We start from the raw sequence: 23,017 nt of genomic DNA, 5'->3' as shown, positions 1-23,017 counted from the left end.
TGCTTTTCTAGACCGCACCACGCGCTCGGGCCGAGTTGAAAAGGCCCGCATCTGAAAACGGGCGGAAACCGGTGCTACAGATCTCTGACACCGCGTCAGCGGCGATAGCACCGGGACTTTTTACCAAAACCTGCAGGGGTGCAAACATAGCTGCCTGACCCCGAGGCAAGGACAACTTTGGTGGGGTCATTCTTGGGGGCGTTGACCTCATTCGCCTGAACGTCAAATGCGCTCCCGGCGATCAATGTTGCGCCCAACGCAAACACAAAAAAACCGCGCCGAAACCGGCGTGCAACCTGTACTACCACAACTGCTCTCCTCGGGTTGTGAGCCCGCATTTGATCTAGCGGGTCTCTTTACCTGTGCCACTTCTAGGCCAACAATTTATTAACGGTCAAGAAGATGGCAGGAGTTGGGCGCGCTCTGGGCACACCGGCTTGAGAAGAGAATTGAAGCTTCGTCCAGTAAAAAACGCCGGTAGACATACCGGCGCAGTTTCCATTTATCCAAAACCAACAGATCGTTACAAAACGCACTTCAGGTGGTGCCTTCCCCATGCTGAAGAGGCACAGGGGCCACAAGATCACTCAGGCGAAAAACTGCCACTGCACAGCGGAAACGGGTCTGAAACCGGCCATCGCAGTCGGGTGCAGCGCCGTCGGCTCGGCGAATCCACGTCAGCTGACCACAGAGCGTGACGGCAGCCTTTGGAGCTGACCGGCGATCACTCCAAGATATGTGCCGTCTGGCGCCAGTTCGGTAAGCCAAACCCGTCGGGCCAGGGATAGACCTCTTGCTGTCCGAAATAGACCACCGCAGCCAACTCGGGATATGCGTCGCCCATGGTGCGGATATCTGCATTCCAGCGGGCGACATGTTCGGCATCACCGACAAAGCCCAGCTCGGCCACCATGACTGGTTTACCAAATTCAACCGCACGCTCATAGCGCGGGCCGAAGATCTCGGCAAAGCTCAGTGACTGGCCCAGGATTTCACCTTCCCAAGGCTGATAACTGAAGACAGACAGCCCGACCACATCGACAACATCGTCGCCCGGATAATAGTCAGCCATGTTCTCCCGGCCCAGCGGCGACCACATGTACTTTGCGTCCGGCGCACTGCCGCGGCAGACATCATTCATCCGCCGATATGCGGAAATGTAGCGCTCCGGCTCCCAGCCCGCCCAGATGAATTGACCGCTGTCATCGTCCATTTCCTGCGCCCAGCGGATCGTCATGGGAATGTCCAGGCTCCCGAGGGCGGTGCAGATGGCAGCCATCTTTTCGTCATAGGCACCAAACTCGATCCCATTGCGCAGCGCGCTTGGTGAATTGCGCTCATCCCGCGACCAGGTCCAGGGCTCGATCGTCACCAGCAGGGTGCGGTCGCGCTCCTTTGCATAGGTCTCCGCTTCCTTGAGGCTTGGCAGCAAGACGTCCTCCCAGGGAAGAAACAGATGTTCGATCGACACCCCGGCAAGGTCGGTGAAGTCGCCATTTGGATCGTAGACACCAAACGGCAGGCTTCCGGGCGGCACCGTCTGCGCCGCAGGTGCACTGACCGTTGCAAGAACCAGCGTTGCCGCGACCCCAAGATTTCTGAAGGTCTGGCGTTTGAAGTCCGATAGGCGTTTCATTTTCCCGTCCTTTGCGAAGTAAAAGAGTTAAGCAGCTGAATGTACCAGTCCGAGTCGTAGGTCATGATTGGAGCGTTGGCGGTGCTCCGCCCTGCCCCAGAGACCGGAAAATGCGGCCTGAAGATCTTGATCCCGCCCCCTGTGTCCGTGAGCGCAATCAGCGCCGCATTGCTGCGCTCGCCAAAGCCGAGAACGATGGACCCCGACAGAAGCAGCACGCAGCCGAACTGGATCGCGGTGCGCAGTGGCCAGGAGAAGAACCTGATCCCGTTTTCGCTGAGATGTTTGAGCACGATCACCAGAAACAGAACGGTATAGATCAGCGCGTTGATCAGCGCGAAAATGTAAAATCCGGCCGCCTGCGAGATCTCCTCGATCAACAGGACGGGCAGCAGCGACATCAGGGCCAGCGCCACATAGGGCAGCAGAACCGCCCATGGGAGCACGGACACCGCACCGCTGCCCTTTGGCGTGACCCGAAAGTCGACAAAGCCACCAAACAAACGGTCGCGCACGGCCATCGCAATGCCCAGCAAGACCCAAGGCCATTGCGCAAAGGCAAAGGCCAGCTTCTCCCAGCCCAGAACCTTGGCGTCATACGGCCTGAAAAACCCATCCGACCGTAAGCACCACACCAACGTCAGCAGCGCGATCGTCGAGGGCCAGACATGGCCGACAAAGGCGGGAAAGGTGACATCGACATAGCGAACGTCAAACAGCAGCGCGAGAATGGGAAAGACGAACATCAGCGCCATGAACCCGGCAAGAAGCGGATAGCAAAGCTGACAGAACACGAACTGAATTCGATGCCGCACAGACAGGCGCATGAAATAGGACGGCGTGTATTGCAGAAAGATGGTCATCAGGCTGCGTGACCACTGAAACTCCTGAACAATCAGATCGAGAAAGGTTGCGGGACCGTCGCCAAGGGCGATCGCATCCATCGCGTGCATCCCCTTCCAGCCACCGGCATTCATCAGCATTGAGGTTGAATGGTCCTCTGCCAGCTCGGGGCCCAATCCACCAACCTCACGCAGCGCTTTCGTACGCACAGCGTAGTGCGACCCAATGCACATCGGAGCCAGACCATTTGCATAGCCAGCCTGCACCACACCATGGAAAACAGCCTCGCTGTGCAGACGACTGCGCGCCGCCCAGCTTGTGCCGGAATTCTGCGAACAGATGCTCGGCGCGCTCACATACCCCACCTGCGGGTCAGTAAAGGCCCTCAGGATTTCGCGCAGGTAGTTGGGTTGCGGTACGTGATCCGCATCCAGCTGCGAGACAAAATCATAGCGGTCATATCCGTAACGATCATAGAAATACGCCAGATTGCCTTCCTTGCAGCGGGTGCGCCGTGGCCAGGTCTTGCGGTGATAGGCCTCTACCCCCTTGCGGGTTGAAATCTGGACCCCGTTTTCTGCGCACCAGTCCCGGGTCACCTGATCCGGATCCTCATCCGCAAGCCAAGTGTCATGCGGGACGTCCTGTGCCAGCATTGCGATCAGCGTGGTTCGGACAATCTCAAACGGTTCCGACGGTGCCTTGGTCACCACCATGGCAACGCGGTGCGGCCCAAGGTCCCCGACGCGCCCGGTGGCGTGATGCGCGCGCATAAAGAAGAACAGCAGATAGGCCTGAACAAAGAACACCCAGAAGACACAGAGTGTCACAGGCCAGTAGAGGAACCACTGCGTGTAATGAACCGGCTGAAGCCACCATTGCCAGAAGAAGACCGCGGCAGACAGCCACAGCAGCGACAGGATCAGATATTTGACCCGAAGCGCGCCCTTGAGGACAGGGGCCCGGTAGATCTGGCGCGAGAGGTCATGCAGATTCCGCATCTTTCACCTCCAACATCCCAAAGCTGCGGGCAGCATCTGTCACGATCGTATCGATATCAGACCGTTGCGGATCAAACCCGAGGGTCTGCCGGGCAAAGCTCGTGTCTGCGACCAGAACCGGCGGATCCCCTGCGCGACGCTCAGTCATGCGGGTTATGACATGGCATTGGGTAATCCGCTCAACGGTCTGCACGATTTCAAGGTTTGACACGCCCCGACCGCTTCCAAGGTTCACGGTCAGGTTGCCCTTGCGCGCCTCCAGATAGCCAAGGGCCTGAAGATGCCCCTGCACCAGGTCGCTGACGTGGATGTAATCCCGGATGCAGGTGCCATCAGGCGTGTCATAATCTGCCCCGAACAGAGTGAGCAGATCCCGCCGGCCCGCCGCCGTGAACAGCGTCAGCGGCACCAGATGTGTCTCGGGATCATGGTCTTCGGCAAGAGCGCCACTTGCATCGGCCCCCGCCACATTGAAATACCGCAGTATTGCGAATGACATCCCGGCCTGCTGCGCGACATCGCGCAGCATCCGCTCACAGATCAGCTTGCTTTCGCCATAGGGGTTGATCGGCCGTTGCGCCGTGGACTCCTTCACTGGAATTGCATCGGGTATGCCATAAGTGGCGCAGCTGCTGGACAATACAAAGCGCTGCACCCCCGCGCCCTCGCAGGCCCGCAGCAGGGACAGCATCCCGCCGACATTGTTGTCGTAGTACTTCATCGGGTCGGACACCGACTCTCCGACATAGGCAGATGCGGCAAAATGCATGACGGTCGAAACCTCATGCGCAACCAGCGCGTCGGTCAGCTGCGCGGTGTCGCGCAAGTCGAGTTCGGCAAGCGGTCCCCAGCGGATCGCAGAGCGGTTTCCCGTCGAAAGGTTGTCGACAACAAGCGGCACCCGCCCTTCACGCGCCAGCGCGTAGCACGCGTGGCTGCCGATGTACCCGGCGCCGCCGGTGACACATATATTGCCAAGGCTCGTCATTCCGCGACCAGAAGCCTGGTGGCCGGTCCGCCGAGATGGGCAGCAAAATACGGCACTGTCTTTTTCAGACCCTCCGCAAGAGATACCTTTGGAGCCCAGTGCAGATCCGCCATCGCCTTTGTAATATCCGGACGGCGTTGTCTGGGATCATCGACAGGTAAATCAAGATATTCGATCGCGGATTTGGACCCCAGCGTAGCGATGATGTGCCGCGCCACCTCGGTGATCGTGAACTCGCCGGGATTGCCCAGATTATAGGGGGTCACCTCCTCGTCATCAGCCGCCATGAGCGCCATCAGACCATCGACAAGATCGCTGATGAAACAGAACGACCGCGTTTGGGAGCCATCGCCGTAAACGGTAACCGGAGTCCCGGAGAGCGCCTGCGTCACAAAGTTGGAAATCACCCGCCCGTCCGCCGGACACATACCCGGCCCATAGGTATTAAAAATACGGGCGACACGAGTCCTTGCGCCGCGTGAGTGGTGGAAATCGTAAAACAGCGTCTCGACCGCCCGCTTGCCCTCATCGTAGCAGGAGCGCGGCCCCATGGTGTTTACGTTGCCACGATAGGCTTCGGCCTGCGGCGAAATTTCGGGGTCGCCATACACTTCGGATGTGGACGACTGCAAAATCGTGGCGTCGTGGCGCAAGGCCAGCTCCAGCAGATTGAGCGCCCCGAACACGTTCGTCTTGAAGGTATGGATCGGGTCGACCTGATACTTCTTCGGCGACGCCGCGCAGGCCAGATTGTAGATCTCATCCAACGGGCCAAGATCCGGCAAAGGGTCGATGATATCGTGAGAAATACAGGTGAAGTTCTGTTCATCCTGCAAATGCACGATGTTGCACGTCCGCCCGGTCTGGAAATTATCGATACAGATGACATCATGGCCATCCTGAACAAGGCGCTGGCACAGATGCCCTCCAACAAACCCAGCTCCCCCCGCCACAACAATCCGGCGAAGATCCTGACCTGTCCGTCTGCGCATCAGGAACGGCGAGAAAGATACTGACATTGCACACCCCCAAGGTGGAAATCAGCAGCTCAGATTTGCGGATTTACGCAGATGCTCTAGACCGGAACAAAAGCAGACTATCATTGCTTTTCTTCGCCGCTTTCAAGCTGCTAAAATGAAATTTATCGAGGGTATCAGCGTAAAATCAGAGCATTTTTCTGTGAAGCTAGCAATAGGGTTACACCTTACGGTTAGCCTGTCGCAGCGCTCTATTTCGGGTAGTCGAACTGGGCGATAACCTTCCAGATATTGAGGTTTATGGCAGTCAGCTCAGAGATCGCCGCCTCGATATCCTCAGCCGCCGCATCATTGAGCGGCGTGGACTGACCAATCTTCAGCGTATCCCTGCGATCTGCAATCCGCATCAGGATCGTATGCGGGTTCCCCCCATCGGCGTCAAACGCATAGATGCAGTGGTTATACCTGTTCCGCAGCGCGGATTGTCGCTGGATCCGTCCGGTCAATGCCAGGATCGGCGCGCGCTCCGTCGCGGATACCTTATCGAGCTTGGTAAGCCGCTCCACCAGGTCGATACGCGCCCGCGTGGTATTCAGCGTCAGGAAGATCACCGTGGCGATCTCCTTGTCCACCCCGGCGAGTCCGGCGATCAGATGGATGAGCAGGCTTTCGGTATTTGTCCATGCATAGTTCAGTTTGCCGACAAGCAACAGGAACCCGTCAAAGTTGAGTTGCTTCTCGGTATCGGTCATTGAACCAGATGGTCTGAACCGTGATTTTCGAGGAACCAGACCGCAGCCTCTGTCCGGTTGTTTACCCCAAGTTTGGCAATCACGTGATGGATATGCAGCTTGACCGTATGTTCGGACAGGCCGAGCCGATTGGCGATAAGCTTGTTCTGCTTCCCCTCCGCGACACAGGACAGCACCTGAGCCTCCCGGGTGGTCAATCGGATGCCAACGGCCTTGGCCGTCCGCGCTTCAAGTGCTTCTTTTTGAGCGGCACGCGCCGCCTCACAGGCGTGGTCTGTTTTTTCAGATGTTGACGCCGTGTCATTGCCGTGAAAAAAAATATCGTGCAATTCATCCGGCACGAAATTTTCTCCGCAAACCAATAACCGCAGCAATGTAAGCCAACGGTCCAGATCACGGTTCATGGGAAGAAATGCAACCCGTCGGCGCGGATGCAATTCGCGCATCTTGCACAGGAACGATTTCGCCAATTCAGCTTGCCGATATGCAAATGCAATTGTCGCACTTGGAAACGCTTCTTGTATGCGCTCCATCTGATCAACCAGCGTTTTGCCCATGGATTGGTTTAGAATAACCGATCGAACCCGGTCAGGTCTCTCCAAATTCAGGGCGATCAATTCGTCTATCGTTTCAAGTCGTTCAAACTTTACTGAGCTGAAACTAATAGTAGCAAGATCAATAGCAGAGGAGGAAAAATCATGCGAATTCCCCACAAAATAGCATGCGATCCCACTAAACTCATGTACACATTCTTTACTCGTCATGTCGCATTCCACCTGGATGTAGCGCACTGCAACCACTCAAAGACCGTCATATAGACAAGAGCCACCACACCTCTCTTTAATCTCTCAGCAGCGCTCGGGATGGTTTCATGCGCATTAAACAGGGAAACAATCTCCCTGATCGCAACATCTAAGAATCGCGCCCAACCCCCCGAAATACGTATGGCCTAGCAAAATTATCACAATTTAAATCTACTGTCTGTATTTTTCGGTAAAGATCCGCTCATGGCGTCTTTCACACCCACCTCATGTCAGGGTAATTGTCTGAATTCAGGTTTAAAAATCTGAAATAGAGCATCATCACCCCAGTCGATCCACTTGAGTGCTTCAGGCGCCGAGACCTTCCCGAACTCTGTGAAGTCGCGCGCACTCACAAGTTCAAAAAATCACTCCAACACTCTGTTTTCAATACGACATCACAGACTTCATGAAGTTCTCAACCGAACAGAGAATCACTCAAAGGGTTCTGCGAACTACGCACCCCCTGTCCCCACAACCAGCATGTGCCTTAATCAAAACTTGCAATCGCATTAAAGTTGTGCCGCGCCTGACGATCAAGATCAGACAGATTGATACACACCTATCATTTCTCGAAAACCATCGGCCTGACATTGGCGCCTGATCCAACCGCAAGCTCATAGTGTCGTATTTTGAAATACAGCCTCTAGGATGAGAACTTCCGATCAGGGCGTATACACCTTTTTCCGGACACCCTAACCTAATTATCTACATTAAAGCTGCGCAGCGATGTTTCATCGCACTTAAATTATCCACGCCATAGCAAAAATGCCAATAATTAACAAAAGGTTAACGCTTCACTTCAAAAACTAACCCCTATGGATGGGTAGTTTTGCGGCTGCGTTTTCGTAATGCTCGGTCTGTCTCGTCCTGAGACCTGCGTGATCTATACCTCACGCTGGGACCAAGCTGAAAATAGCGGCGTGATTACCTTTGCCCTTTCAGTTCAAAGTCATCGCTTTTGAAAAATCATATAACAAGAGAGGGGGGCCAAATACACTTCAGCACATCAATCGCGGACCAGCGGAAGAACATCTCGTTCACCTGCGGCACCGCATCTTCATGACAACTCACCAATCGCACACCCTGATGATCGCTTTTGAAATGAGCGGCGATCCGGGGATTGCTTTACCGGAGAAATACAATGTCAAATAAAACACCATTCCTTTTCGGCAACTGGGGCGACTCTCAGGATCAGGAGCAGGACCAGGATCAAGGTCAGGGCCAAGGTCAGCTGCAAGCTGAGCTTCAGGCACAACTGCAAGCCCAGGGCCAACACTCCGATCAGGATCAAGACCAAGGTCAGGGCCAGTACCAGGCCAGTGAAAGCTGGAATGGCAACATGAATGGCAATGGCAACGGTAACTTGAACGGCAATGGAAATGCGAACGGCAACCACAACGGGAATGCCAACGGCAACGCCAATGGCAACCATAACGGGAACTCCAATGGGAATGCCAACGCCAATGCCAACGCCAATGGCAACCTGAACGCCAATGGCAACCACAACAGCAACACCAACACCACCGACACAACCGTTGATGTGGATGTTGATGTCGATCTGGGTGGCTATGAGCCGACAGATGATGACTTTGCCGATATCGATCTCGATCATTCCAACGCCGGTGACTTCATCATGGCGCATGGCAACATCGACTATAATCCCGGCAATGACCTCGACCTGGACAACATGCTGAACGACGCCCTGAACGGTGCCGGCAATGATGCCGGAACGATCAATGCGCAGTCCAACAACCTTCAGGACAACGATGACCTGAGCAATGTGTCCAACAGCGGCACCATGACTCAGACCAACACGTCCAGTGGTGGCTCCGCCACATCCGATGACGGCATCGATGCCGGCGCGGCAGGCGGATCCGGTGGTGGTCATGCAAACGCGAACGGTGCTGGCGCGCTTGGCGGTCTCGGTATCGGCGGTGCAGCCGGCGCAACCGGTGGCGCCAGCGGAGCGGCTGGAAACGGTGCAGCCCAGGGCGGCACCGGTGCAGCTGGCGGTAGCGCAGCGGCAATCGGCCTCGGTGTCGGAATTGGTGGTGCTGGGTCTGATTCAGATGCCACCAGCGACGATGGCGGTGATGCGTCCTCGATCGGTGCGGGTCTGGGCGTTGGTCTTGGCGTTGCCGGATCCAATGCGGATGGCGGCAACACCGGGGATGCCGGTGGGATCGGTGTCGGAACCGGTGCCGCAGGGGCCGGCGCGGACAGCAGCGACGCTGGGGATGCCGGCGCAGTCGGTGCTGGTCTGGGTCTGCTTGGCCTTGGTCTGGCCGGAGCTGACGGTGGCAACACCGGAGATTCCGACGCAGACGCAACTGGCGCAGGTCTTGGTTCCGGATCCGGTCAGAGCGGCAACGGTGGCGACGCCGGATCGCTTGCCTCTGCAGCCGGTAGTGGCGCGGGCAACGGTGCGGGCGGCAACGCCAACGGTGGTGACGGCGGTGACGCTGGTGCATGGGCTGCTGCGATGAGCAACGCTCAGGGCAATGGCGGTATGAACCTTGCCGGTGCCGGTGACGGCGGTGACGGCTACGGCGGTCATGCCTGGGGCGGCGACAGCGGTGATGGCTTCGGTGGCCAGGCGGTTGTCGGTGGCGTCCAGGCTGGCGGCGGTGTCGGCGGCAATGGCGGCAACGCCACAACCGGTGCCGGTGGTGCTGGTGGCGATGCCGGAATGTGGGGGTCGAACAATGGTGACGACGGCTTCGTGACCGGCGAATCCTTCGCTTCGGCGGCGTCGCAGATCGACACCACGGCGTTCAACCAGAGCATCGTGATGGGGGCCAACGTTCTTGGCAACACCGTTGACATGACCGTGGTCGGCGGGGGCTTCAGCTCCAGCTACATCGGCGACGATGGCGACGGCGCATAAGTCAAACACACCATTGATCGGGCCCGCTCTGCGGGCCCGATCTGTCTCGAACTTTCCAGAATCGACTGCGGATTTTTCATCCGCCCAGAACAAAATACCGAGGTGAGCGGCCATTCAATCGCAGAAATTGGGGCCAGAAAATGTTCGATAAAACAACCGAAGTCATCGCGCACATGATCGGTGTATTCCACATCGCAGTCGAAGAAGCGCGCATGCGCGATGTCTATGCCAAATTCAAGGCGATCCAGGCGGCAGAACCAGACACAGAAGAGCTGATCCACATTGCCGTCACGCTCAACGTCCCATACACACTCACGGACTTCACGCCCGAGGTGGACTATACCCCCTCGACGACGGACTATTTCTTTGCCCCCGCCGACTACGGGCTCTTTTTCAGAGGGCTCCCCTACCAGCAGCCTTTTGCCCCGGTGCCGGAGCAGACCGATACGCCGCAGAGCCAGGCGCCCTTGCCCTTCATCAATGGTCGTCCGCTTCTGACGCTAGAACCACCGGGCAGCGTTGCGACGATTACGCTTCAGGCGGCCTGGATGGATGATAGCGACGAATTGTACCTCAACGACGTTCAGGCCGTTTTTGTAGATCCGTCAGAATACGTGACCTCACTGCACACATCCTATCTGGTTGCCCAAACGCTTGGGGCGATGTCGACGGATGCCCCGCTGGATTTCAGCCAGAGCACGCTCACCGCCGCGATTACCCTGCATGAAAATATGGGTGCCACAGATGGGGCATCTCGCATTGGCGAAACGGTGAGCGTCTTTCACGGTGCCGACGCGGACGGCAGCCATATGGACGGTGAAACGGTCGAGGACACACCAATTCTGGACGACGTCATGCCGGCGTACTTCAGCGACGAGAATCCGGACGTCGCGCTGGAGGCAGATGGATCGGACGAGACCTCATCGACCGATGCGCCTGCAGAGGGGACCACAGAGGGGAACGACGACCCTGACGCGCTGGAAAACACCGACCCCTTCGAAGGTTTGGGCGGATCGTCGTCAGATGACGGACCATTTGACATCGACGCAGGGCACAACGTGGTGACCGGCGGCAATGTCATGATCAATGACGCATCCATTTCAGTTGGCTGGCTGGATGCGCCGGTGATCTCCGTCATGGGGGATGTCGTCGAGCTGAATTCAATCAGTCAGGTGAATGTTCTGTTCGAACACGTCACCCTGAACGGACATGGGGCGGCATCGCTCTCTGCAAGTTTCAATGTCGCTATGATGTCCTATACCTCAACGGCGCCGGTTGCCGAGGACGGGACAACGCCAGCCGACAGCCCGGCAGAGGACCTCGGCCTGCCTCAAAACTGGGCTGTGACCCGCATCGACGGCGATATTCTGACTGTGAACTGGGTCAATCAGTTCAGCTTCATGACGGACCATGACCGTGCGGATATCCAATTTACCGGCAGCAACACGCATATCGTGATGGGCGACAATACCATCGCCAACGTGGTCGATCTCGCCGAGATTGGCTACGGTTACGACCTGATCATGATCGGCGGCAGCCTGATCACGATCAATCAGATCAGCCAGACCAATGTGATGATGGACTACGACACCATCACCTCATCGGCAGACGTCCGCTTCACCTTTTCCGGCGGTGACAACCTGCTGTTCAATGGCGCAAGCATCTCGACCACCGGGGTCAACAGCTACGGTGAGATGACATCGAATTTCGCGACCGCGAGCGAGGCCTTTGCCGCCGGAGCCACTACCATCACGGAAGACGTCGCCCATGACACTGTGTTCGAGGGCGATGATCTTCTGACCGTCTTGTATATCTCCGGCGACCTCACAACCGTGAACTGGCTGGAGCAGACCAATGTCATGGGGGATTCCGATCAGGTCCACCTCGCGTTGGACAACTTCGAGGACCAGACCGGCGCTTCGGTGGATCTGGTCACCGGATCAAACGCCGCGATCAACCTGGCCTCCGTCGACGTCTACGGCATCGACTCCGAAGTCCGGGTCGAAGGCGACGTCTACAGCGATGCCCTGCTCTATCAGGCCAATCTGATCGACACGGACTCCGACCCGCTGGGCGTCGCCCTGCCCGCACTTGCCACCGAGGCGGTGGCCTTTCTGGCCGACGGTATGATCGGCCCGGACACAGAGACCTCCAACGATATCGAAATCATCGCAACCCCGCCCGAAAACAGCGGAAGCCCCGACATGATGCAAACAATGTTGGCCTGATAAATAGAGTGACATGATGTTAGATAAGACCTTTTCCGGCTCTGGCGATGCCCCCGGCGCTACACCAAAAGATACTCAAAACACATCCAGCACCCCATCTCCCGATCAGGAGACTCAGCCCCCCCTCAAGCTCACGCCCGAACTTCGGTGCGACCAAGCCGAAAAGATGGGGGCCACCCAACGCATTCCAAAGGGACTTGGGGGCGTCCAGATCGAGGCCGACACCGGCCCGACCCTCAAATCAGGCGGAGGCAAGCCACCCGCGAATACCAACACCGGCAATGGCGGGGGCGACGGTGGTGGCTCGACGCCACAGTTCCATAAACGTGCAGGGCCCGAGCAGTTTGTTCAGCAGCTGCAAAGGGGTCGCAAGGTCGTGCGCCGCAACCTCGGCTTTGTCATGGTCCTGACCTGCGCCACAAACCTGCTGGTGCTGGCCATTCCGATTTACCTGTTCCAAATCTCGGATCGGGTTCTGACCAGCCGATCCCTCGACACGCTCATCATGCTGACCGTGGTGATCGCAGGGGCGGTGATCCTGCAAGCCATCTTTGACGCGGTGAGACGCTTCATCCTGATGCGCACCGCTGTCGAGGTTGCAGTCTTGCTCGGTGCTCCCGTGCTCAGCGCCGCCGCACATGCCTCGCTGCATGACAATGGACGCCAGTATCAAACGCTTGGGGATCTGCAATTGCTGCGCTCCTTCCTGGTGTCAGGCACATTGATCTCCTTTCTGGATGTGCCGTTTGCCCCCCTGTTCATTCTCGCGATCTTCATGGTGCATCCACATCTCGGCATGATTGTGATCGGAACCGCGATTGCGCTCATGATCATCGCGCTGATCAACCAGAAGGTTACATCAAAGCCCTTTGCCGAGGCCAATCAGGCCCAATCGCGGGCGAATATGCATCTCGACTCCATGTCGCGGAACAGCCAGATCATCAACGCTCTGGCAATGGTGCCCGAAGCGGTTGCCCTGTGGGGGCGCGACACGGCTGCCTCCCTGCGAGCGCAGGTCATTGCACAGGACCGCAACATCGTCTGGGCCGCCGTGTCGCGCGGGGCGCGGTTGCTCACGCAGATTGCCATGCTGGGCTGGGGTGCATTTCTTGCGCTGGAAGGTGAAATCACCGGTGGCATGGTGATCGCCGCATCCATCATCGCCGGTCGTGCGCTGGCTCCGATCGAAGGGTCGATTGAAGGCTGGAACGGGTTTTCGCAATCCCGCGCCGCCTATGACAGGGTGTCCAAACTGATGATGTCCTCAGTGCAGAAGTTCGAAAAGCTCCGCCTGCCCCGACCCGAAGGACGCCTGAACGTCGAACGCCTGCTGTTCGTTCCCGCCGGCACCAAGCAGGTGATCCTGAACGGGCTGACCTTCGGCCTCAATCCCGGTGACTCTCTGGCGGTGATCGGCAACTCCGGCGCGGGCAAGACGACACTGGGCAAGATGCTGGTAGGATCGATCCTGCCGACATCCGGCAACGTGCGGCTTGATCTGATGGACCTGCGCAATTGGGACGAGCGCCAGCTGGGCGAGAACATCGGCTATCTGCCGCAGGACGTGCAGCTCTTTCCCGGATCGATCAAGAACAACATCGCCCGGATGCGCGCTGGCGCCAAGGATGAGGATATCCATCGCGCCGCCCTGCTGGCCGATGTACACGACATGATCGCTTCCCTGCCCCATGGGTATGAAACCATGGTTGCGGCGGACGGCTCTCCCCTGTCCGGTGGCCAGAAACAACGGATCGCCCTGGCGCGGGCGTTCTTTGGCAATCCGCGCTTTCTGGTTCTGGACGAGCCGAACTCCAACCTCGACACGTCCGGCGACCAGGCTCTGGCCAATGCCATCCGCCACGCAGGCGAAGCAGGCATCACGGTGGTCGTGATCACGCAGAAGCCTTCACTGCTGAGCGTGGTGGACAAGATCATGCTGCTCGCGGATGGCAATATCGTTCTGTTCGGCGAACGCCAGCAAGTGCTGCAAAAACTGTCGGAACGCACCTCGGGTGGCAAGCTTCCGTCGCAAGGCAATGGAGGGCCGCGCAATGTCTGACATGACTGCATATGTCGCGCCTGCAGAATGGTACGAGGACGTTCCTCGCTCGGTCAAAAAACACGTCAGCTTCGGGCTTTTCCTCTTGGTCTTTGGCATTGGCGGGTTTGGTCTCTGGGCCTTCATGGCGCCTCTGGCCGCTGCCGTCATTTCGCAGGGCAGCTTCGTTGCCACCGGCAGCAACAAGATCGTGCAGCATCTCGAAGGCGGCATCATCAAGGCCATTCTCGTTGAAGAAGGCGAAAACGTCGTCGCAGGACAACCCATTGTCCTGCTGGATGAAACCTCTGCCCTTGCGACCGAACGAGAGCTTTTCTTGCGGCAAGTCCGACTGGAAGCGATGGAGACCCGGATCCTTGCCGAATACAATCGCAAGGACACGCTGGTCTATCCGCCAAAGCTGGAACAGTTGCGCTCTGACTTCAATGTGGCAGCGATGCTTGATGGGCAGCAGATCGTCTTCAACGCCGCCACCCAGCAGCTGCGCAACGACATAAACCTGCTCAATCAAAGCATCGAAGCACTCAGGGACAGGTCGTCCGGCTACGAGAAACAACTGATCGCCACCCGTGCGCAGCTGGAGATCCTTGAGGAGGACTCCGAAGCCAAGGAACAATTGCTGGAAAAGGGGCTTGTGCGAAAGACCGAATACAACACCCTGCGCCGGGCGCTTGCCGAAGCCAAAGGGCAGATCGGGCGGTTGGAGTCGGAGGTCGACGAGACCGCCTCCCTGTCGCGTCGCTACGAGTCACAGATCACGCAGACCATCAACGAACGACAAAGCGCTGCGCTGGATGAGTTGCAGGCGGTGCAATCCGAACTTGAAAGCGTCCGCGAACAGGCCCGCAAGGCTGAGAGCGTCCTCAACCGAACCGAAATCGTCGCGCCGGTCTCGGGCACCGTCATTCGTCTGCATTATCATACGGCCGGTGGCGTCGTCGAAAGCGGCAAGGCCATTCTGGAAATCCTGCCCACCGGCGAACCGCTGATCATCGAGGTCCAGATCCCGCGCACTGAAATTGATGTGGTCCGCAAAGGTCAGGCCGCGACCGTCAGGCTGACGGCGCTGAACCAACGCACCACACCCATTCTGCAGGGCGAGGTCTACTATGTCTCTGCGGATGCGATCCTAGATCGCTCGCAAGAATTGCCGCAGGAAATCTACGTGGCACGTATCTCGGTCGCACCGAGCGAGCTGGACCGTGTGCGCGGCTTCACTCCAACGCCGGGCATGCCCGCCCAGATCATGATTCAGACCCAGAACCGGACATTCATCCAATATCTGATGAAGCCTGTCGCAGACAGCATGATCCGGGCCTTCAGGGAACAGTGATCGGGAACAGCGGTGGTCACATCAGACTACCGGAGCTGTTAGACAGATCGCGTGCGCCCGCTGCCCGAACGTTGGGCGTCGCCCCCGGCCCCAACCGGGCCGCCAAGACGGCGGCCCGACCGTTATTCCGCAGCCACCGCGGCAGAGCTGGTGGGGCGATAGTTCAGGATCGGGGACAACCAGCGTTCCGCTTCGGCCAGATCCATTCCCTTGCGCACGGCATAATCCGCCACCTGATCGCGCTCGACCTTGGCCACGCCAAAGTAATAGGCCTCGGGATGACCGAGATAGAGCCCGGACACCGATGACCCCGGCCACATCGCCATGCTTTCGGTCAGCTCAACACCCGTGTTCGCCTCCGCATCAAGCAGATCAAAGAGCGTCCGCTTCTCCGTGTGGTCCGGTTGCGCAGGGTAGCCGGGGGCGGGACGAATGCCATCATAGGGCTCACCGATCAGCTCCTGCGGCTCAAACTGCTCATCCTTTGCATAGCCCCAGTGCTCGCGCCGCACCTGCTGGTGCAGCATCTCAGCCATGGCCTCTGCAAACCGATCCGCAAGCGCCTTGACCATGATCGCACCATAGTCGTCTCCGGCTTTCTCAAAGCGCTCGGAAATCGCCAGTTCCTCCGGCCCCGCCGTAACCACAAAGCCACCAACCCAATCGGGCGTGCCTTCCGGCGCGACGAAATCCGCAAGCGCCAGATTGGGGCTGTCCTTGCGCTTGGAGGTCTGCTGGCGCAGCGTGTGCAGCGTGGCCAGCGTGTCCGTGCGCGCATCGTTCTGGAACAGACGAATGTCATCCCCGACCGCATTGGCGGGCCAGAACCCCACAACCGCGCGCGGGCCGAACCAGTTTTCGTCGATGATCTGCTTCAGCATCGCCTGTGCGTCCTGAAACAGGTTGCGCGCCGCCTCGCCATATTTCTCGTGCTCGAGAATACGCGGATAGACGCCCTTCAACTCCCAGGTCTGAAAGAACGGCGTCCAGTCAATGTAGCGGGCGATCTCCGCAAGATCCCAGCCCTCGATCACGCGCGCGCCGGTAAAAGACGGCGCGGTGGCGGAATAGTCGGACCAGTCGATCTTCATCGCATTGGCGCGCGCCGCCTCCAGCGGCAGGCGCTGCTTGGCCCGCTCTGCGCGTTCGTGGCGCTCTGTCACTTCGGAATATTCTGTGCGGATGCCGTCGATATAGGGCTGCTTCTGCGTCTTGCTGAGCAGCGCAGACACCACCCCAACCGCGCGACTGGCGTCGGTGACATAGATCGCCTGGCTCTTGGTATAGTTCGGCGCGATCTTGACGGCAGTATGCACCTTGGAGGTCGTGGCCCCGCCGATCAGCAGGGGCACGTCGAACGCCTCCCGCTCCATTTCCGAAGCCAGATGCACCATCTCGTCCAGCGACGGGGTGATCAGGCCGGACAGGCCGATGATATCGACATTATGGGCCTTAGCCTCTTCGAGGATCTTTTGCGGCGGCACCATCACCCCAAGGTCGATGATCTCGTAATTGTTGCAGGCCAGAACAACGCCGACGATATTCTTGCCGATGTCATGCACATCGCCTTTTACCGTGGCCATCAGCACGCGCCCGGCGCTTTCGCGCTGCCCTTCGTCCTGCGCTTCCATATAGGGCAGCAGGACTGCAACCGCCTGCTTCATCACGCGGGCCGATTTCACCACCTGCGGCAGGAACATCTTGCCGGCGCCAAACAGGTCGCCGACCACATTCATGCCCGCCATCAGCGGCCCCTCGATCACATCGAGCGGTTTGTCTGCGGCCACACGCGCCGCTTCGGTGTCTTCATCGACAAATTCGGTGATCCCGTTGACCAGCGCATGCTCCAGCCGCTTTTCGACCGGCCAATCCCGCCAGGCGAGATCGCGTTTCTTCTCTTCGCGTTTGTTGCCCTTGAAGCGTTCTGCGATGTCCAAAAGGTTCTCGGTCGCACTCTCCCCATTGGCCGGGGTGCGGTTCAGGACCACATCCTCACAGGCCTCGCGCAGATCGGCGTCTATCTGGTCATAGACCACCAGTTGACCCGCGTTGACGATGCCCATGTCCATGCCCGCCTGAATGGCGTGATACAGGAACACCGCATGCATCGCCTCGCGCACCGGGTCATTGCCACGAAAGCTGAACGACAGGTTGGAGACCCCGCCAGAGATGTGGCAATGCGGCAGGTTCTCCCGGATCCAGCGCGTGGCCTCGATGAAATCGACGCCGTAATTATCGTGTTCCTCGATCCCGGTGGCCACGGCAAAGACGTTGGGATCAAAGATGATATCCTCGGGGGGAAAGCCCACCTTCTCGGTCAGGATCCGGTAGGCGCGGGCGCAGATCTCGGTCTTGCGTTCAAAACTGTCCGCCTGCCCCGTCTCGTCAAAGGCCATGACCACCACGGCGGCTCCGTAAGCAAGGCACAGGCTGGCTTGATGCAGAAACGCCTCCTCGCCTTCCTTCAGTGAGATTGAATTGACCACCGGCTTGCCCTGCACACATTGCAGACCCGCCTCGATCACCTCCCATTTGGAGCTGTCGATCATCACCGGCACGCGGGCGATATCAGGCTCTGCCGCAACCAGATTGAGGAAGTCGACCATCACCTGTTTGGAGTCGATCAGCCCCTCGTCCATGTTGACGTCGATGATCTGGGCGCCGTTCTCCACCTGATCGCGGGCCACGTCCAGCGCCGTGGCATAGTCGCGGTTGGTAATCAGCTTTCGGAACTTGGCCGAACCAGTGACATTGGTGCGCTCGCCCACATTGACGAATGGGATGTCCTTGGTGAGCACAAAGGGTTCCAGCCCCGAAAGGCGCAGCAGCGGATCAGACATTGTTGGTCCCTCTTGGTTTGCGCGGCGCATAGGGGGCCACTTGCTCGGCGATGGCGCGGATATGTTCGGGCGTGGTGCCGCAGCAGCCCCCCACCACATTCACCAGCCCCTCTTTTGCAAAGACGGCGACCTTGCTGGCGGTGTCGTCCGGTTCCTCGTCATATTGACCAAAGGCATTGGGCAGACCGGCGTTCGGATAGGCGCAGATCATGGTTTCGGCAACGCCCGACAATTCCGCCAGATGCGGCCGCATGGCATCGGCACCAAGGGCGCAGTTCAACCCCACGGTGAAGGGGCGCGCGTGGCGCACCGAATGCCAGAAGGCCGTCGGGGTCTGACCCGACAGCGTCCGCCCCGAGGCATCGGTAATCGTGCCCGAAATCATCAGCGGCAGGCGACGGCCGATCTTAGCAAAGCTCTCAAACGCGGCAAACAGCGCCGCCTTGGCGTTCAGCGTGTCAAAGATGGTTTCGATCAGGATCAGGTCAGATCCACCCTCGATCAGACCGTCGATCTGCTGACCATAGGCACGGCGCAGATCGTCGAAGGTGACGGCGCGGTAACCGGGGTCATTCACATCCGGGCTGATAGAGGCGGTTCGGTTGGTTGGTCCAACAGCCCCCGCCACGTAGCGCGGGCGGCCATCCTCGGCTTGCGCCCGATCCGCCGCACGCCGCGCCACCTGCGCGCCTGCGACGTTCAGGTCATGTACCGCCGTCTCCAACCCATAGTCCGCCTGCGCAATGGTGGTGGAGGAAAACGTGTTGGTTTCAAGAATATCCGCCCCCGCCAGAGCGAACTGCAGCTGGATATCCTCCACCGCCTTGGGCTGGGTCAGTACCAGAAGGTCGTTGTTGCCTTTTTGCGGATGGTCCGATTGGTGGTGCCTGCACCCAGGCCCGTGAATGTGGCCATTGGCAGTAAAATCCTCCTCGGTCATGTTCAGGGTCTGAATCATCGTCCCCATGGCACCATCCAGCACGAGGATGCGATCTCGGGCGGCGGCGTCTAGGGCTTTGAAACTGTCGGTGATCGGGAGGGAAAAATTGATCATATCGGTCCTATCATATCGAGGTGCCTCGATACCGAACATCGCCGACCACAATCAAATGCATAATCTGCGACAACAACATGAGGTTCATTCATGTTCAGCCAAACTGCCTTCCTCGCACCCTGCCCGCCCGCCCTCGCTGAGCGAGACAGGAAAACGGATAAAGCACCGCACCTTCCCCAAACGCATTGGACCCAGCCGGGACCGCGCATACTGCGAACCCGGCCAGCAGAATTGGAGGGCGGAAACGGAGGGCGTGTGAGCAAGCACATGCGCTCGAACGAAGGCGAACCGAAGGGAGAGCGAATAAGCGGCAACTGCTGAGCTCTATGTCTTCCCGAGGCGGACGAACAGGACACATCCCGTTGCTGAAAGGTAAACGGCGCAAAGACCGCAGCCCTCCATAATTTTGTTTGAGATACTGGCGCCCTATGAAGAACGAAGGTGGTGATGGTGGACGGAATGATACCGAAGGAGGTGAAGGTGCGCGCGATCACGATCCCGGTTTTCTCATCCGAGCGACTGAACTGACCTGACGCGCTCCGTGCCAAGACAGTTGAAAAGATCCCAGCTGGAGCCGCGATGCGCGAAACGGCTGAGTAGATCGGCGCCAAAAGATCATTGGTCGCTCTCTGAGTTATGAAGGCCGATACGTCCGCGAAGAACCCAGCTCTTGCAGAGGTCGTTGCTCCGGCGGCCCATTCTGCTGGATGCCCCCCCTGCACCTTTGTTTGAAAGCTGGTCTCTGGGGGCACATCCCTGTCCGGAGGTGTCAGCTCCGGTGCCATGTCGCGACATCGTGCAGTCTGCCACACAGAGATGAACGCGCGCCGATCAGGGCGCGCGCTCTATTGGCAACGGGATGCGAGGCTCTGCCTCGCGCTCCGAGATATTTATGAAAAGCTGAAGGGGGCGGTCGGCCTGCTGCCCGCTGATGTGGTTATTCGGCGGCCTGCGGCGCGGCCATCATGCGATCCACGGTCGCCACTGCGACGGTATCGGGACTGACATTCTGCGCTTTGGCTTCGGTCAGGATGCGGATCATCGTCTGGTCAAGTGCTGCGAGTTTCTCGTCTACGAAACGGCTGCGGTCCGAGATCTTCAAGATCTCGGTGGCGACATTGATGATGCCACCGCCATTGGCCACGAAATCTGGAGCGTAGAGAATGCCGCGCGCGTGCAGTGCCTTGGCATCCTCCGGAGTGGCGAGCTGGTTGTTGGCGCCCCCCGCCACGATGGAGGTCCTGAGCTGCGGTATGGTTTGCTGGTTGAGAATGCCGCCGATGGCGCAGGGGGCAAAGATATCGGCCTCGACGCCATAGATCGCGTCCAGCGCCACTGGGGTGGCGTCAAAGGCCTTTACAGCGGCGGCGACCCGCACCGGGTCGATATCGGTGACGATCAGATTTGCCCCGGCCTGGCGCAGCAAGCCAGCCAGATGCCAGCCCACATGGCCAAGCCCCTGCAGGCTGACGGAGCGACCGGTCAGATCCGAACTGCCGTGACGGGCGGCATGTGTGGTGCGAATGGCGTTGAAGATGCCGCGGGCGGTGATCGGTGAGGGATCGCCGCTGGCAAACTCACCTGCGGGCAGGCCGGCGACATAGGCCGTCTCCTCGCCTATCACCGACATGTCCTCGGGCGATACCCCCATGTCTTCGGCGGTGAAATACTGCCCCTTCAGGCTCTCGATGGCGCGGCCAAAGGCGCGCAGCAGGTCGGGCGTTTTCTGCGTCGCCGGGTCGGCGATGATCACAGCCTTGCCGCCACCCAGCGGCAGGCCAGCCGCGGCGTTCTTGTAGGTCATGCCTGCAGAGAGGCGGGAGACGTCCTCCAGCGCGGCCTCGAAGGTTTCATAGGGTCGCATCCGCAGGCCACCGGCCGCAGGGCCAAGCTGGGTGGAGTGGATGGCGATGAGACCGAGGAGCCCGCTGTCGGGATCTTCGACGCGGTGGATTGCCTCGTGGGTGGAACTGGGAATCAAGGTCATGGTCATAGCTGCTCCTCCTGCCTGTTGGGCGACCATATCCTGAGGTGGACGCCGAAATTCTCCAATTGCAGTTTGTTTTCCTGTAGTATTTAGAGGAATCCTCCAAAACTCTCTGAATTAGGAGTGAAAATCATGGATGCTCTCGACCGGAAGATCATTTCCGCACTGCAGCGGGACGGACGCATGACCATGGCGGATCTGTCGGAGGCAGTGGGACTGTCGCCAACGCCCTGCGCCCGGCGGGTGGCCAACCTTGAGAAAACCGGCGTCATTGCGGGCTATGGCGCGCGGGTCGACCAGACCAAGCTGGGGCTGCCCGTCACCATCTTTGTCGCGGTGGAACTGGAGCGGCAATCCCGGGATGCGCTGCAAAAGTTCGAGGCCGCCGTGCGCCGGTTCGATCAGGTCATGGAGTGCTACTTGATGACCGGAACCCGCGATATTTTGCTCAGGGTGGTGGCGGCGAGCCTGAGTGACTTTGATGATTTCCTGGAAAATCGCCTGATGTGTGTGCCCGGTATCCGCAACACCCGGTCGAGTTTTACGCTGCGCACAATGGTTCAGCGCAGCGCACTGCCCGAGCGTGGAACCCGTGCTTGATCCGCAGCGCGCTCGGAATTCCACATGCATTCGCACGCCAGAACCGTTAGGCTGCCTCTCAATGGATCTGGCATATCCGGTCTGCGGAGAAATGCCGGGCACCGTCTGCCCTTCGGGCGCAACTTGAGCAGAGCGAAAGACAGGACCAATGGCAAACCCCAAACCTATGACTCAGCACCCCACCGGGGCGCTTGATGTGACGCCCACACCAGAGGATGCGGCGGATACATCATCGACGCCATCCAGTCAGGCGGAGCCGAGCACAACGTCTGAAGTGCTGGATTTGCGCAAGAAAGAACTGATAGATCAGGTAGTTGAACGCACCGGCGTGAAGAAGCGAGACGCCAAGCCGGTAATCGAAGCGATGCTGGCGGTTTTGGGAGAGGCGATCAGTGCGGAGCGTTCGGCCAATCTGGAGCCGCTTGGAAAGCTGCGCGTCACCCGCAGCAAGGACACGCCGAACGGGCGTCTGCATGTCTGTCGCTTGCGTCGTAAAAAGGCCGTCTCCGAAAAACCGACCGAGCAGACAAAAACTGCGCCGGCCCCTCTTGCAGAGCGTGACAGCTGACGTTAATACCCTGTCTCACGGGTGATTAGCTCAGTGGTAGAGCGCTTCGTTCACATCGAAGATGTCAGGAGTTCAAATCTCTTATCACCCACCATATTTTCAAAATATTTGCTGAGACTCGCTAAGTTTGCGTTGGCTCATAGAGCCTATCGCGCTTTGCGAACCTTGCGTAGATCTGATAGGTGATGGCGTCATTGGAGCGCCCTAGATACCGGGCCGCTTTCCCAAAATGGATGCTGTTAGCCACCATGGCAACAGAGGCAGAGTGCCGGATAATCTGTAAGGTAAGGTCACATCCTTAAGGCGCGTGCGTTCAGATGCCACCTCAAAGCCATTGCGAAGGCTCTCAACTGGTCCTGCAACATACTCGATCACATAATCTGATAGGGCCGCGTCATGAGCTGTTTGTAACACTGCGCGATTTCCCGCATTCATTGGAACGATGGCGCGCAGTTTCCTCA

15 protein-coding genes and 1 tRNA gene are annotated in these 23,017 nt (G+C 58.6%); 7 read left to right on the top strand and 9 right to left on the bottom strand.

Going from position 1 to position 23,017, the window contains the following annotated elements:
• Positions 1-724: 724 nt before the first annotated feature.
• The 6 genes from R1T40_RS03085 to R1T40_RS03060 form a co-directional block, all read right to left on the bottom strand.
• Positions 725-1,636: a glycoside hydrolase family 26 protein gene (locus tag R1T40_RS03085; protein WP_317385821.1), complete on the bottom strand. Its 912-nt coding sequence runs from the start codon at positions 1,634-1,636 to the stop codon at positions 725-727.
• The gene (locus R1T40_RS03080; protein WP_317385820.1) at positions 1,633-3,480 is read right to left on the bottom strand and encodes a glycosyltransferase family 2 protein; all 1,848 of its coding nucleotides are present in this window, start codon (positions 3,478-3,480) and stop codon (positions 1,633-1,635) included. Before R1T40_RS03080 ends, R1T40_RS03085 begins: the two co-directional genes overlap by 4 nt.
• A complete protein-coding gene (galE, locus tag R1T40_RS03075; RefSeq protein ID WP_317385819.1) occupies positions 3,464-4,468 on the bottom strand; it encodes a UDP-glucose 4-epimerase GalE in 1,005 nt (334 codons plus the stop codon). Before galE ends, R1T40_RS03080 begins: the two co-directional genes overlap by 17 nt.
• Positions 4,465-5,487, bottom strand: coding sequence for a UDP-glucuronic acid decarboxylase family protein (locus R1T40_RS03070; RefSeq protein WP_317385818.1), 1,023 nt, complete (start codon positions 5,485-5,487; stop codon positions 4,465-4,467). Before R1T40_RS03070 ends, galE begins: the two co-directional genes overlap by 4 nt.
• Before the next feature lie 209 nt (positions 5,488-5,696).
• Positions 5,697-6,197, bottom strand: a complete 501-nt coding sequence (locus R1T40_RS03065; protein WP_106165123.1) for a hypothetical protein — start codon at positions 6,195-6,197, stop codon at positions 5,697-5,699.
• Complete coding sequence (locus R1T40_RS03060) at positions 6,194-6,961, bottom strand: helix-turn-helix transcriptional regulator (RefSeq protein WP_317385817.1); 768 nt, start codon at positions 6,959-6,961, stop codon at positions 6,194-6,196. Before R1T40_RS03060 ends, R1T40_RS03065 begins: the two co-directional genes overlap by 4 nt.
• Before the next feature lie 1,180 nt (positions 6,962-8,141).
• On the opposite strand from R1T40_RS03060, the gene R1T40_RS03055 reads away from it, so the two are divergent.
• The 4 genes from R1T40_RS03055 to R1T40_RS03040 all read left to right on the top strand — a co-directional run bounded on the left by R1T40_RS03055 (position 8,142) and on the right by R1T40_RS03040 (position 15,507).
• Positions 8,142-9,887: a hypothetical protein gene (locus R1T40_RS03055; protein WP_317385816.1), complete on the top strand. Its 1,746-nt coding sequence runs from the start codon at positions 8,142-8,144 to the stop codon at positions 9,885-9,887.
• A gap of 140 nt (positions 9,888-10,027) precedes the next feature.
• The gene (locus R1T40_RS03050; protein ID WP_317385815.1) at positions 10,028-12,115 is read left to right on the top strand and encodes an autotransporter outer membrane beta-barrel domain-containing protein; all 2,088 of its coding nucleotides are present in this window, start codon (positions 10,028-10,030) and stop codon (positions 12,113-12,115) included.
• A 16-nt stretch (positions 12,116-12,131) separates the two neighbouring features.
• Positions 12,132-14,174, top strand: coding sequence for a type I secretion system permease/ATPase (locus R1T40_RS03045; RefSeq protein WP_106165167.1), 2,043 nt, complete (start codon positions 12,132-12,134; stop codon positions 14,172-14,174).
• On the top strand, positions 14,167-15,507 hold the full coding sequence (locus R1T40_RS03040) for an HlyD family type I secretion periplasmic adaptor subunit (protein ID WP_106165119.1): 1,341 nt from the start codon (positions 14,167-14,169) through the stop codon (positions 15,505-15,507). Before R1T40_RS03045 ends, R1T40_RS03040 begins: the two co-directional genes overlap by 8 nt.
• A gap of 122 nt (positions 15,508-15,629) precedes the next feature.
• Here the strand turns inward: R1T40_RS03040 and metH are convergent, their stop codons facing one another.
• From metH to R1T40_RS03025, 3 genes are all read right to left on the bottom strand, one after another.
• Positions 15,630-18,347 carry a methionine synthase gene (gene metH, locus R1T40_RS03035; RefSeq protein ID WP_317385814.1) on the bottom strand — a complete coding sequence of 906 codons (2,718 nt, stop codon included), beginning with the start codon at positions 18,345-18,347 and terminating at the stop codon, positions 15,630-15,632.
• The gene (locus tag R1T40_RS03030; RefSeq protein ID WP_106165117.1) at positions 18,340-19,401 is read right to left on the bottom strand and encodes a homocysteine S-methyltransferase family protein; all 1,062 of its coding nucleotides are present in this window, start codon (positions 19,399-19,401) and stop codon (positions 18,340-18,342) included. Before R1T40_RS03030 ends, metH begins: the two co-directional genes overlap by 8 nt.
• 937 nt (positions 19,402-20,338) lie before the next feature.
• A complete protein-coding gene (locus tag R1T40_RS03025; RefSeq protein ID WP_317385813.1) occupies positions 20,339-21,394 on the bottom strand; it encodes a Glu/Leu/Phe/Val family dehydrogenase in 1,056 nt (351 codons plus the stop codon).
• Positions 21,395-21,520: 126 nt separating this feature from the next.
• On the opposite strand from R1T40_RS03025, the gene R1T40_RS03020 reads away from it, so the two are divergent.
• The 3 genes from R1T40_RS03020 to R1T40_RS03010 all read left to right on the top strand — a co-directional run bounded on the left by R1T40_RS03020 (position 21,521) and on the right by R1T40_RS03010 (position 22,650).
• Positions 21,521-21,988: an Lrp/AsnC family transcriptional regulator gene (locus R1T40_RS03020; protein WP_317385812.1), complete on the top strand. Its 468-nt coding sequence runs from the start codon at positions 21,521-21,523 to the stop codon at positions 21,986-21,988.
• 148 nt (positions 21,989-22,136) lie between these two features.
• Positions 22,137-22,556, top strand: a complete 420-nt coding sequence (locus R1T40_RS03015) for an HU family DNA-binding protein (RefSeq protein ID WP_317385811.1) — start codon at positions 22,137-22,139, stop codon at positions 22,554-22,556.
• Between the two features lie 19 nt (positions 22,557-22,575).
• Positions 22,576-22,650: transfer RNA gene (locus R1T40_RS03010), tRNA-Val, on the top strand.
• Positions 22,651-23,017 lie beyond the last annotated feature (367 nt).

The organism is Tritonibacter scottomollicae, assembly GCF_032924845.1.
Lineage (GTDB): Bacteria > Pseudomonadota > Alphaproteobacteria > Rhodobacterales > Rhodobacteraceae > Epibacterium > Epibacterium scottomollicae.
The sequence above is the reverse complement of the archived record's forward strand: the minus strand, read 5'-3'. Positions and strand labels throughout refer to the sequence as shown.

What these genes read in the sequence shown, in the direction of transcription:
- R1T40_RS03085 (WP_317385821.1), bottom strand. Translation starts at nt 1,636, where the DNA reads ATGAAACGCCTATCGGACTTCAAACGCCAGACCTTCAGAAATCTTGGG.
- R1T40_RS03080 (WP_317385820.1), bottom strand. Translation starts at nt 3,480, where the DNA reads ATGCGGAATCTGCATGACCTCTCGCGCCAGATCTACCGGGCCCCTGTC.
- galE (WP_317385819.1), bottom strand. Translation starts at nt 4,468, where the DNA reads ATGACGAGCCTTGGCAATATATGTGTCACCGGCGGCGCCGGGTACATC.
- R1T40_RS03070 (WP_317385818.1), bottom strand. Translation starts at nt 5,487, where the DNA reads ATGTCAGTATCTTTCTCGCCGTTCCTGATGCGCAGACGGACAGGTCAG.
- R1T40_RS03065 (WP_106165123.1), bottom strand. Translation starts at nt 6,197, where the DNA reads ATGACCGATACCGAGAAGCAACTCAACTTTGACGGGTTCCTGTTGCTT.
- R1T40_RS03060 (WP_317385817.1), bottom strand. Translation starts at nt 6,961, where the DNA reads ATGACGAGTAAAGAATGTGTACATGAGTTTAGTGGGATCGCATGCTAT.
- R1T40_RS03055 (WP_317385816.1), top strand. Translation starts at nt 8,142, where the DNA reads ATGTCAAATAAAACACCATTCCTTTTCGGCAACTGGGGCGACTCTCAG.
- R1T40_RS03050 (WP_317385815.1), top strand. Translation starts at nt 10,028, where the DNA reads ATGTTCGATAAAACAACCGAAGTCATCGCGCACATGATCGGTGTATTC.
- R1T40_RS03045 (WP_106165167.1), top strand. Translation starts at nt 12,132, where the DNA reads ATGTTAGATAAGACCTTTTCCGGCTCTGGCGATGCCCCCGGCGCTACA.
- R1T40_RS03040 (WP_106165119.1), top strand. Translation starts at nt 14,167, where the DNA reads ATGTCTGACATGACTGCATATGTCGCGCCTGCAGAATGGTACGAGGAC.
- metH (WP_317385814.1), bottom strand. Translation starts at nt 18,347, where the DNA reads ATGTCTGATCCGCTGCTGCGCCTTTCGGGGCTGGAACCCTTTGTGCTC.
- R1T40_RS03030 (WP_106165117.1), bottom strand. Translation starts at nt 19,401, where the DNA reads ATGATCAATTTTTCCCTCCCGATCACCGACAGTTTCAAAGCCCTAGAC.
- R1T40_RS03025 (WP_317385813.1), bottom strand. Translation starts at nt 21,394, where the DNA reads ATGACCATGACCTTGATTCCCAGTTCCACCCACGAGGCAATCCACCGC.
- R1T40_RS03020 (WP_317385812.1), top strand. Translation starts at nt 21,521, where the DNA reads ATGGATGCTCTCGACCGGAAGATCATTTCCGCACTGCAGCGGGACGGA.
- R1T40_RS03015 (WP_317385811.1), top strand. Translation starts at nt 22,137, where the DNA reads ATGGCAAACCCCAAACCTATGACTCAGCACCCCACCGGGGCGCTTGAT.